Source organism: Mycoplasmoides fastidiosum, from assembly GCF_024498275.1.
Classification (GTDB): Bacteria; Bacillota_I; Bacilli_A; order Mycoplasmatales; family Mycoplasmoidaceae; genus Mycoplasma_N; species Mycoplasma_N fastidiosum.
The window spans coordinates 1,165,824-1,177,871 of sequence record NZ_CP101809.1; the positions used below are offsets into that span (position 1 = coordinate 1,165,824).

The 12,048-nt window shown below is 29.7% G+C and carries 9 protein-coding genes; 5 read left to right on the plus strand and 4 right to left on the minus strand.

Going from position 1 to position 12,048, the window contains the following annotated elements:
• Window positions 1-7: 7 nt before the first annotated feature.
• The 4 genes from pgmB to NPA10_RS04175 form a co-directional block, all read right to left on the minus strand.
• A complete protein-coding gene (pgmB, locus tag NPA10_RS04160) occupies window positions 8-685 on the minus strand; it encodes a beta-phosphoglucomutase (protein ID WP_256547454.1) in 678 nt (225 codons plus the stop codon).
• Complete coding sequence (locus NPA10_RS04165; RefSeq protein ID WP_256547455.1) at window positions 676-3,096, minus strand: glycosyl hydrolase family 65 domain-containing protein; 2,421 nt, start codon at window positions 3,094-3,096, stop codon at window positions 676-678. The genes pgmB and NPA10_RS04165 overlap by 10 nt, the downstream gene beginning before the upstream one ends.
• A gap of 22 nt (window positions 3,097-3,118) precedes the next feature.
• Entirely contained in the window at window positions 3,119-4,747 is a 1,629-nt protein-coding gene (locus NPA10_RS04170) for an alpha-amylase family glycosyl hydrolase (RefSeq protein WP_256547876.1), read from the minus strand.
• A 144-nt stretch (window positions 4,748-4,891) separates the two neighbouring features.
• A complete protein-coding gene (locus NPA10_RS04175) occupies window positions 4,892-5,680 on the minus strand; it encodes a hypothetical protein (RefSeq protein ID WP_256547456.1) in 789 nt (262 codons plus the stop codon).
• Between the two features lie 61 nt (window positions 5,681-5,741).
• On the opposite strand from NPA10_RS04175, the gene NPA10_RS04180 reads away from it, so the two are divergent.
• The 5 genes from NPA10_RS04180 to NPA10_RS04200 all read left to right on the plus strand — a co-directional run bounded on the left by NPA10_RS04180 (window position 5,742) and on the right by NPA10_RS04200 (window position 12,047).
• The gene (locus tag NPA10_RS04180; RefSeq protein WP_256547457.1) at window positions 5,742-7,400 is read left to right on the plus strand and encodes a phospho-sugar mutase; all 1,659 of its coding nucleotides are present in this window, start codon (window positions 5,742-5,744) and stop codon (window positions 7,398-7,400) included.
• 142 nt (window positions 7,401-7,542) lie between these two features.
• Window positions 7,543-8,139, plus strand: coding sequence for a chromate transporter (locus NPA10_RS04185; protein WP_256547458.1), 597 nt, complete (start codon window positions 7,543-7,545; stop codon window positions 8,137-8,139).
• A 2-nt stretch (window positions 8,140-8,141) separates the two neighbouring features.
• Complete coding sequence (locus NPA10_RS04190; protein WP_256547459.1) at window positions 8,142-8,804, plus strand: chromate transporter; 663 nt, start codon at window positions 8,142-8,144, stop codon at window positions 8,802-8,804.
• A gap of 18 nt (window positions 8,805-8,822) precedes the next feature.
• A complete protein-coding gene (locus NPA10_RS04195) occupies window positions 8,823-11,222 on the plus strand; it encodes a type I restriction endonuclease subunit R (RefSeq protein ID WP_256547460.1) in 2,400 nt (799 codons plus the stop codon).
• Window positions 11,223-11,393: 171 nt separating this feature from the next.
• Entirely contained in the window at window positions 11,394-12,047 is a 654-nt protein-coding gene (locus tag NPA10_RS04200; RefSeq protein ID WP_256547461.1) for a hypothetical protein, read from the plus strand.
• Window position 12,048 lies beyond the last annotated feature (1 nt).

The window sequence follows — 12,048 nt, forward strand, 5'->3', positions numbered from 1 at the left end:
GCCTCTATTAATTATTGTTTGTTTCTAATTGACTGATTAAATCACTTAAATTAAATTCGGTTAACTCATCATAAACAAAATCAGCAATTCCGAAATCCACTGGTGATTGATGGGTAATAGCAATTGCTGTCATGTTAGCATTTTTAATGCTTTCGACTCCGGCAATAGCATCTTCTAAACCAATACATTCTTGGGGTAGCATACCTAATCCTGCGGCTGCTTTAATAAAAATTTCAGGATCAGGTTTGCCCTTTTTAAGGGTTCTTGGATCAACAATAAAATCAAAATAATGACTTAAACTAATTTTTTCTAAAATAAGCGGAGCGTTTAAAGATGAAGAAGCAATTGCCATTTTTAAATTTAACTTTTTTGCTTGCTCTAATAAATCTTTCACTCCTGCTAAAACTGATTTTTCGGTTAGTTCTTCATGAAGAAAGCGAACATATAGATTATTTTTTTCTGTTGTTAATGCTTCTAATTGATCAGAATTAGTTAACTCATGGTTCTTTAGTTTCAAAATCGCTTTTAAAGTATCAAGCCGGTTTAATCCTTTTAAACTTTGGTTTTCTGCTTCAGTATATTCCAGACCTAGTTGCGCTAAGGTTTGTTTTCAAGCTAAAAAATGCAAATCAGCAGTTTCAGTAATTACACCGTCCAGATCAAAAATAAGACCCTTTATCTTCATGATTTTACAACCTCGAATTGACGTGGTTTCTCAATTGTAATTGTTTCTTTTTGGTTATTAACATACACATCTAAAGCTGTGCCATCTAGTAATTTAATTGTAAAAGTTTCTTGATTAATATCAATTTCAATTCAAGTATTACGAACTTGCACCCGGTATTTTAGAGAATTTCAGCTTTGGGGAATTAAAGGATTAATATTAATTCGATAATCATCATTTTGCGAATTAGATCAAAAACGAAAACCACCAAATCCAAAAACAATCATTTGTCAAATTGCACATAAAGATCCCGCATGAATGCCTTTATCACATGAATGGAAATTTGTTCCCATATCAATATTAATTGCATACTCGAACAATTTATAAGCTTGAGCACGATCTTTTAAATCATTAGCAATAATCATATAAGTTGCGGCTGATAATGAAGAATCGTGAGTTGTGATTGGTTCATAATATTCAAAATTAGTTTTAACTAAATTTTGATCAAAATATTCTGGGAAAGCAAAGAGACTTAAAACAACATCGGCTTGTTTTACTAATTGTCCACTTAAACGCTTGATTCCCTCAGAAGTATTAAACAAAGTATTACCAGCATCACCTAAAAATTGAAAGGGTAAAACATCTAATTTTGGCAAATGCAAAAACTGATCATTTTCAGGAATGACATGTGCTGCATTAGGTTTTTGAATTTTTAAATTATCAGCAACTTTTTTGATCAAATCAAAATTAATTTGATAGGGAATTTTGGTTGTTAAATATTCTAGTCAGCTAGAATATTGTTTGCCATCAATTAATTTGGGTTCAGCAAATTTTTGTTGTAAGCGCGGTAGCACTTTTAAAGCAAGACGTAAATTTTCTTGCACCGCAAAGTTAATGAAATTATTGTTGTCAATGTTACCTTTATATTCGTTTGGACCCATAACATCAGTAATTTCATAACCGCTATTTTTTGGCTCAGCGCGATTAGTATAATATCAAGCTGTTTCTAATAACATTTGATATCCCATATCCAACATGAATTGTTCATCATTAGTTGCTTGATAATACTGTCAAAGACAAATAGCAATATCTGCGGAGACATGAATTTCTTGAGCTCGAGAAGCAATTGGTACTTGTTCTCCAGTAATAATATCCGGTTGGCCTCAAAATGGGGTTAATTCACCATCAGTTGGTCAACCCATTTCCCAAGGAAATTGAGCGCCTTGCAAACCTGATTCTTGAGCTTTTGCTCTAGCCCCTTCTAATCCTTTGAATCGATATTCTAGTAAATTGCGTGCAACCTGGGGATTGCTAAAAGTATAGTTGGGAACAATGAAGAATTCAGTGTCTCAATAACAATGCCCCTGATAACCTTCCCCTGATAATCCTTTGGCCCCCACTGATAAAAAGGGATTATTTTGGGGTACAAAATTATTAGCATGATACAAACTAAACATTAATGCTAACCGAGCATATTGGGCTTGTTCTGATTCACCAATGATTTCTACAGTAAATTGTCGATAAATTTTTTCTGTATAAAATTGATGATTATCTTCAATCACCTTTTCTAAAGTAAGGTTTTTAATTAAATCGTTCTGTTGATTGATTAAACTATCAAATTGTTCTTCATTAGCTAAACCATTAGGGCTGTCAGGATTAATCGCTGTTGCAATTGCCATCACTTTTTCTAGATGTAACGGCTTATCAACCCTTAGTTCTGTTTTAACTTTAAAACCCACTTGACGACGACTCATTTGTAAAATGAAATCGTTATCATTATTAAATAATTTTTGGTCTCCTGAGTAAACATTTAAAAACATTGCTTGACTGATTGCTAAATCAGATTGGTTAGTTTTATAAGTGTAAGAAACATGATTAGGACCAACTAATTTTTTAGTTCCCTCATTACAATGTTGAATTCCAGAATTAGTCACTTGACCATTAATACGAGGATAAACAATAATTTGTGAAGCTGCTCCACTTAATTGTTTCACTGTAATACGTTGCACATAAAAATTTTTATGTTTTTGACTAACGATTCGTTCAAAAATAAATTGGAATTTTTTGTCCCCAATTTGGTGTTCAATGGTTCTAGTTAATAAACCTGTATGTAAATCTAGTCATTTTTCATAACTAATTAAACCAGAAGAATCTGATAAAGAAAAAGTTGTTTGATCAATACTAATCTTGGTTTGTAAAGTATCAGCTAGATTCGCTAATTCAGAGACTTCTTCTTTATCACCAACATTGAAAACCCCATTAACAAAAAAATCTTCTTTGTTAAAACTTTCAATTTCTTCATCGACTCCCCGAATTCCTAAAGTCCCATTACCTTGGGAAAAAATTGATTCGGTTTTAGCGGTTAGATCGCGGTTAAATCCTTTTTGTCTAATAATTTTGTTTATTGTGTCGTAATATAACTTTGCTTGCACGGAATAATTTACCTTTTACTCATTAAATCAACAATAAAACTGCTTCATACGGGCGTAATTTATTAGTTATACTTTTTTGATCCCGATAAGAACTAAACAAGATTTGTTGGTAAGAAATTGGTTTTGTTAAAACAACTTCTTGTAAGCTTAAATTAATAATTGTCAATGTTGTTTGATTTTGATAAGTGCGTTTTACTCATAACAAATTTTCAGAAAATTCAAAATGTGAGTTACCATCTAAAAATAATTGGTTAAATTCTGAAGATTTACGCAATTTGATGACATCACGGTAAAAATTTAAAATTGATTGTGGATCGTTTTCTTGATTTGCAACACTAATTTTATTCTCAAAATTTTTGCCTAATTTAATTCAAGTTTGATCATTTTCACTAAAGCCATAATTTTTACCACCATCTCATTGCATCGGATAACGAGAATGATCACGGCTGTTCACATTATGCCCAATCAACATTTCTTCTTCAGAATAAATCTGTTTTTCATCTACTAACAGTTTAAAAGCATTTAAAGCATCAACATCACGGAATTCAGACCGGTTTTGAAAATGGTTGTTCAACATTCCAATTTCTTCACCAAAATAAATTGATGGAATGCCTTTTAAACTCATTAATAACAAGCACAATGCTTTAGCAGATTGTTCTCAATAAATTCCCTCATTACCCCAACGAGAAATTGCGCGAGCTGTATCATGATTAGTTGCAAAATTGGTTAACATTTCGGTTTTAATTCGCACATCTGATTGATACAATCGGGCATCAGGGTTAGCTAAATTGCTAACGTCCCAATTAAAATCTACTCCATTGCGCCCTGTTTGTTGATTTCATCCCACCCATCATCAACTGAAATTATAAAAATTTTGACAAACTTGATTAATTCCTGTTCCATATTCCAGAATTTTTTGGGGATTCATACCAGATGCCTCACCAAAAGTATAAACATCTGGTTTGTTTGCAAAAGCAGCTTGATTGAATTTTTTTAAAATTTCTACCATGTGAGTTGCAAACGAATGGCTAAAAGTTGCTCCAAAATCTTTGGCTACATGCTGAATGGCATCTAGGCGAAAACACTTTACTCCTAGACCATATCAGAAATCGATAACTTTAGCAAAGTTATCGATTGTAGTTTGATTCATTCAGTTAAGATCAACTTGTTCTTCAGCAAACAAGTGATAATAATATTTTTTTAAATGGGGCACATAGGTTCAAGAAGAACCGCCAAAAATCGATTCTTCTTTACCAGGTAGATCGGTTCAAATATAAAATTGGTGTTCAGGTTGATCGGGAGATTTCAACGCTTCAATAAATCATTTGTTTTTTGATGAAGTATGGTTTAATACAACATCCATCATGATGTCAATATTGCGTTTTTTAGCTGCTTTGACTAACTGTTTAAAATCTTCAAGTGTGCCAAATTTTGACCAAACACTGAAATAGTCAATAACATCATAACCAGCATCAGCAAATTCGGTTTCATAAATAGGGCACAATCAAATAATGTCAACATGCAATGATTGGATGTAATCTAATTTTTGAATAATCCCCTGTAAATCACCATCGCCATCATTATTAGCGTCTTTAAAAGAACGCGGGAAAATTTGGTAAATAATTTTATTTTTTCAGCTGGTAGCTGTCATCATCTAACTAACTAATCTCTACTAATTTTTGTGTCATTTCACTGAATTTATAATTTTAATTACTAAATGAAATTCACAATAAAAATTGCCGAGAGTGGTTCTTCTTCTTAATATATCAAGTTTTGAAGCAACAAAAAATACAATCTAAAAAAATAGATTGTATTCATCGTGTCTAAAAATAAAATGATTTGGATCAATTAAATAGCGGGCACAAACACAAATTTCGTTTTGGTAATAGCCCTCCATGTAAACAACAATAATCTTCTGACTACCAAACATCTCAATGTTTTCACATTTAAGGTGATAGTTAACTCGTTCTAGTGTCATATTTTCATATGCCAACTTGTGCGTAATAGAAATTTCATTAAAGTTATTACCGATATTAAGTTCAGGTGCCAAGTAGTAATCAGCAGTCATGATTAGTTCATCATTTTTATAATACTGCTTGTAATACTGGTTGAATTTTTTGTAATTAACTCCAAATTGTAGGAGTCAATCAGCCTTTTTTCGACCTTTTACCTTCTCGGTAGTATCACGATCGCAATTAATTGCATAACTTAGTGGTTTGATCAGATTATTGAAATTTTTAACGGCAAATCGGCCTTTTTTCTCAATAATATTCACTGCACCAATTGCTTTTAGTTTGTTGTAAGCAGCAATTGCGATAATTCGGGAACATTTAAATTTGTTACAAATAAATGCTTCTGATGGTAACGATGTATCTTCAGAATTGCATCGAGTTTGAACTAAATTAAATAAATAAGCAATGACCTCGTTCGTTTTCGTTTTTTTGAAATTATTAGTAATCATGGTTTTTGGCCAATAATTGATTTTGATATACAAATCAAAGTTAATTTTAGCAGATAATTTTTGACTATCTTTGATTTCAAAAACTAATTTATAAAAAAAGTGTAAAAAACCATTTGAAATCAAAGATAAAAAAATGAATTTAGCGGATTAAAATTAATTTTATTAGTAGAACCAAAGGATAAATATGTTGTATCACAATATCAAAAAAAATATTGATCAGTGATTAAATTCTGATCTAGTTAGTGAAGCTGATAAACAAATAATTCAGACGATGAATGAAGCTGAATTAGCTCGCGCTTTTGCTGACACTCCATTAAAATTTGGGACCGCTGGAATTCGGGCAATTACTGGACCAGGTACCCAACGATTAAACGTTTTTGTTTACCGCCAAATGGCATTGGGGTATGCCCATTTTTTAAAACAATCTAGTAACAAGTCTCAGCCAGTAGCAGTAATCACTCATGATAATCGCTTGAATGGAGATTTATTTGCTTTAAGTTGTGCGGAAGTTTTAGCTGCTCAAGGCATTTTAGTTTATTTAGCCCCTGAAAATAAACTATTAGCAACTCCAGTAATCTCATACTGGATTCGTCGTTTAAATGCGGATGGAGGCATTAATATTACTGCTAGTCATAATCCTAAAGCTTATAATGGTTTTAAAGCCTATAACCAATTTGGCAGCCAAGTCATTGATGAACAAGCCCAAATTATTGTTCAAAATATGCCTAGTCAAGATCAGCTTTTTGATATTGAACATGCGATTAATTCCCCATTAATCCAGTATCTACCCAGTGATTGTTTGCAGACTTATTTTGATGAAGTGAAAAAAGCTTTACCAAATTTTGCAACAAGGGCTAAAACTAGTGTCAAAGCTTTATATAGTAGTCATCACGGTGTAGGATCACAAACTTGTTTAGCTTTAATGCACCAATTAGGATATATCAACTTTCAAGAATTTACTCCAGAAACTAATATCACTGGTGATTTTCCTGATTCTGAAATTACTAATCCTGAAGATCCCCGATCATTTGCGCCGATGGAAGTTTATGCCAATCAACATAACATTAATTATTTAATGAGTCAAGATCCAGATGGTGATCGATTTGCAATGGGTGAACGGCAAAAAGATAATAGTTTTTATTATTTTAACGGTAATGAAAACGGGATTTTATTTGCTAATTATTTACTAACCACTCAGCAAAAACCTAATCGTTATGTGGTTACTTCATATGTGACTAACAATTTTATTGATCGGTTAGTTAAAGCCCATCAAATCCCAGTGCATCGAACTGGTACTGGTTTCAAATTCATTTGTGATATTGTTGAAAAACAAGAAAAAGCAAACAATAATTTATTAATCGCTTTTGAAGAAGCAATTGGTTCTTTATTGTTTCCCTTTAATCGTGAAAAAGACGGTTATCAATCAGTAGCTTTATCATTGGAAATGATTAATTACTATCAATCCCAAGGATTACGTTTAACTGACGTTTTAAAAAATCTTTACAACCAATATGGTCAATGATTTGGAACAACTCATTCGTTTGTCATCAAAGATCCTAATTGAAAACAATTAATGCAAGCTAAATTAGATTTCTTAGAAAATCAACCTTTAAAAACCGTTAGTAGTCACCCAGTAACTAAAGTGGAATGAAATCATGTTAATGATTGTTTGGATTGAATTTTAGATGACGATAACTGATTACGTTTTCGATTATCAGGAACTGAACCTAAATTTAAAATTTACTACAATTTTTTTGGTGAAACCCAAGAAGCAATCAAAAATGAAATTACCATAATTCGTCAACAAATTGTTGATTATTTAAATTTGGAAGAATATCTTTAAACCTTTTCTTCATTTTTAACATTTCTTTAATATAAATCCAAAAAACCACATTGATTTAAATGTGGTTTTTTTAGGCGTTGAATAAAAAAAGTAAATAAAATTATTATTAAATATCTATTTATTTTTTTGGTTTGGTTAAGTTATGAAATCTAAAAAAATCTTGAAAGATTTTTTAATTGTTTTATGAGTCATCATTCAAATTACTTTTACTAGTTTTGGTGGAGGCAATGCTTTATTGCCAAACATTAATTCAGTGTTTGTGAAAAAATACCAATGAATTGATGAAGAAGAATTTCAACAAATTATCATTACTTCTAATTTATTACCAGGCGCAAATGTTATTCAAGTTTTATCTTATATTGCGATTAAAAAACTAGGCTTATTTTGGGGAAGTCTAGCAACTTTTTTAGGAGTATTACCTCATGTTATTTTTGCGGTGGGAATTTATTATGGTCTTACCTATCTGCCCATTCAGTATTTACTAATTATTAATGTTGCCATTTTATGCGCGATTGTGGGCATGTTAGTTGGATTTGTCATTAATTATTTAAAAAAAGCAAAAGAATCTGGCATTAAAACCTTGCCACTAATTGGATTGACTCTTTTTACTTTTGTTTTTTGTTTTTTAGTTCCTGCTCCTTTTAACTTACCTGCATTTGCTATTTTGGGATTATTGTTAGTGATTTTTTCAATTATTATCGTGCAAAAAATTAGAGCAAAACAACAGGTGCGCAAATAAGTATGATTTTAGTTCCAATTCTGTTGTCATTAATTGCTGTTGCCATTATTTCTTTAATTGTTTTTGGTGGTGGTCAAGTTTTTATTCCGATGTTTCAATGGTTATGAACCACTTTAAATAACACTTTTTCACTAGATTTAGATCCTAATTCTTTCGATGCTGTAATTACAGTTGCTAATTTAACCCCTGGAACTGTATCAACTAAATTAGCGGCAATGACCGGAATTTTAATTAGTGCTAATCAGTGATGAGGATTTTTAGTTTTAATATTATCTTATGCGGTTTTTATGCTGCCTGCAATGTTTATTATGTACTTTGCCAGCAAATTATTCTATAAAATAAAAAATAAGAAATGACTTGTTTATATCCAATGATTTAAACCTGTTATTGCTGGTATTTTAATTGCTCTAGCTTTGCAACTGTTTCTAGGCGCAATAATTCCTCACACTGTATTTAATCAGTCCTTAAAAAATTACATTGGTGATAATTCTCAATCTGCTAAAAATCTTTTTTTCAACGGTTGAAGATTATATGCACTTTATGTTTGAGGACCAATTTTAGTTTTATTGTCATTGTTTTTTTATTGAAAAAAAATAAATTTTATTTTTATTTTTTTTATCGCTATTGTTTTATCTTTAATTGTTTTTCAGCCTTGATTAAGTTAATAAAAATACAGGAAAAAAATGGCTTTACTTCAAAAAATTACTAAATCATTTCAAAATCTTGGTTATACCCATTGGGATAAATCAAAAATTACAGATGCCAATATCTTCAATCAACATAAAATCATAAAATCGATTTTATTTGATTCTTTACAAAAAATCAATCCTCAAATTGCTGAAATTTTGAAAGAAAACTCGCTTGAGAGCGAAAATCTTTATAGACTTTTTGATGAATCCTTTTTAAATGAAAAATTTTTCAAATCCAGAAATACCAAAATTATTAATATAAATAAAAACATAATTCAATCCTTAATTGTTCCGTTTAAATATAAAAGTTTGAACGGTTCTGTTTACAAAATGAAATGGATTGATTTTGATAATTGTGAAAATAATAATTTTATTGCTTATATTGATCACAGAGATGAAGAAGATCCTTTATCAATTCCTGAGATTGTTATTTTTGTTAACGGTATTCCTTTAGTTGTGGGTCAAACTGAAAAATACAGTTTTGATAGTCATGATGGAACTCTTAAAAATTCATCTCGAAAAATTAAAACTTTAATTTCTAATCGAAATAAATTTTTGTCATGTAATTTTTTCAGTTTTATTACTAATGACACAACCACTAAAGTTTCAGCCATAACTTCAGCAAAAGATGAATTTCATTTTTGAAGGGATGATGTAGAGGGAAAAAATCAAATTGAGTTTGTTATTCAAGATCTTTTTCAAAAAGAGAAATTTTTAGATATCATTCAAAATTTTATTTTCTTTAATGATAGCGAAGATAAGCCACGTAAAATTTTTGCTCGTTATTATCAATATTATGCTGTAAAAAAATCTGCTGAAATTGTTCGCAAAAAAATCATTGTTGAAAAAGAACAGAGTGATAACAAAGTTGGAATTGTTTGACACACTCAAGGTTCAGGAAAATCTCTTTCCATGGTAATGTTGGCTAAAAATATTCGTGATTTTTTACCTAATATTACTATTGTTGTTTTGACTGATCGTATTGATTTGGATCAACAGATTTTTAATAATTTTAAAAAATTTCAAAAATATTTAGGCAAAAGTTCATTAATTAATTTCGAAAATATCCAACAATTAAAAGAAGAATTAAAAAATTCCAAGAAAAAATCAATTTATTTTACTACCATTCAAAAATTTAGTAATAATGTTGGCTTTTTAAATGATCGTCAAGATATTTTAATTATCACCGATGAAGCTCATCGTTCTCATCAAGAAGATGATGCAAGTGAAAAAATTTCTTTCCAGTTAGAAAAAGGTTTATCTAAAACACATTCTTATTCTAGCACTTTGAAAATGGCTTTACCAAATGCTAAATTTATTGGTTTTACAGGGACTCCCATCGAATCAGATGACAGAGATACTCGCAATGTATTTGGTGATCACATCCATGTTTATGCTTGAAATCAAGCAACTGAAGATGGAGCCGTTGTGGAATTACGGTATGAGAATGTTAGCACTTTAATTAATTTTAATGTTTCTGATCAAACCTTAAAATTGATAGAAGAAGAAAACGAAAAAGAAAATCAAATTATTCGCGATCAATTATCCACGAATCGCGAAGAAACAGCTATTAAAGTTAAGAATATTCTTAAAACTCAAGTTCTTTTAAACAAATCTCATTGAGAAAATCTTGAAAGAATTAAATTAGTTGCCCAACATTTTGTCAGACACTATGAAAAAAGATCAAGAGCCTTAAAAGGAAAAGCTTTATTTGCAGTTCAAAGTAAAAAAATAGCAGATTTATATAAACAGGAAATTTTAAAATTGCGGCCAGAATGACGCAATCATATTGAAGTTATTGTTACTCCCGATAGTAATTCCAATTCATCTAATTCTACAGATCAACCAAGATCCAAAATTTGAAACCAAAAAATTATTAATAGTTTTAAAAGACCAGATAGTTTACATAAAATTTTAATCGTAGTAGATATGCTATTGACTGGTTATGATGTTCCTGCTTTAGATGTTATCTATCTTGATAAAAATTTAAGAAAACATTCTCTAATGCAAGCAATTGCTAGGGTTAATAGAAAATATGTTGATGACAAAGATTATGCCTTAAAAAAGGCGTATGGTTTAATTGTGTCTTATATCAACATTACTGATAATTTAAATGAAGCATTAAGATTATACTCACATCATTCTAAAACTAAATATAAACCAATTCGCAATGCTAAACAAAATTTTTCTGATGTTGAAATTAAAGATATATTAATGAATAAAATTAATAATTTTTACTTACACATTCTTGGAAAAGATGATTATCAAAAATTTGATGAATCAACTACTAGAGATGAAAGGTTTGAGCGATTAAAAGATTTAATTCTTAATACTGATATGGAAAAATATTTCCTTGAAGATTTTAAGTTGATTAGTTCTGAAATAAAAAAATAATTTCCTTATCTAAGTCCACAAGAAAAAGAAAAAATTGAGTTTTTAATTTTATTAAAAATTTATATTGCTGAAGATATTAAAAGAAAAATTGATTGAGAATCATTTATCAAAAATATTGCTCAATACGCTGACAAACTAATTGAATTTGAAAGCAATCCTGATCATGCAGATTTGCAAGAAGTATTCAATTTAAGTGATTTAGAATTAGTTAAACAAAAACAAGAAGAAGAAATTAGACAAAAAGAAAAAGAAATTGAACAAAAAATTGCTTCACTTAATTTAGAAAATAATGAAATTAAAATTATTGATCACAAATCTCTTGCTTCTGATTCTAGTTCAAAAAAAGTTTTTACTCAAGCAGTTAAAGAATTTTTTCAATCATTAAAAGATACACTTTATTCTTCATTAAAAAGTCGTTTAAATAGAGCCGTTGCATTTATTGCAAATTTTTTTAGTTATGAGTCTGATTCTTATACTTCTTCAAGTTATAAATTTGAAGAGGAAGAAGAAACGGTTGTTACTGAAGAAGAACAATGAATTAATGACATTTATGATATTCTTCGCAATGTCAATCGGAATCAAAGACGAAAATTTCCAAAGTATTTTTATCAAGATTTAGCCCAATTCATTTTTATAAATCTAACAAATCATGAAAGAATGACAATTGAAGAAGCTTGATTTGAAAATAAAGATTCAGAAAGAAATATTAAGAAGAAAATTAGAGAAAGTTTAAAGACCAAAAGGTTTCCAGATAAATTAAGAACCGAAGTTGTTAATAGAATTATTCAAAAACTCAAAAATCAATTTGATAGTGATGATTATTAAT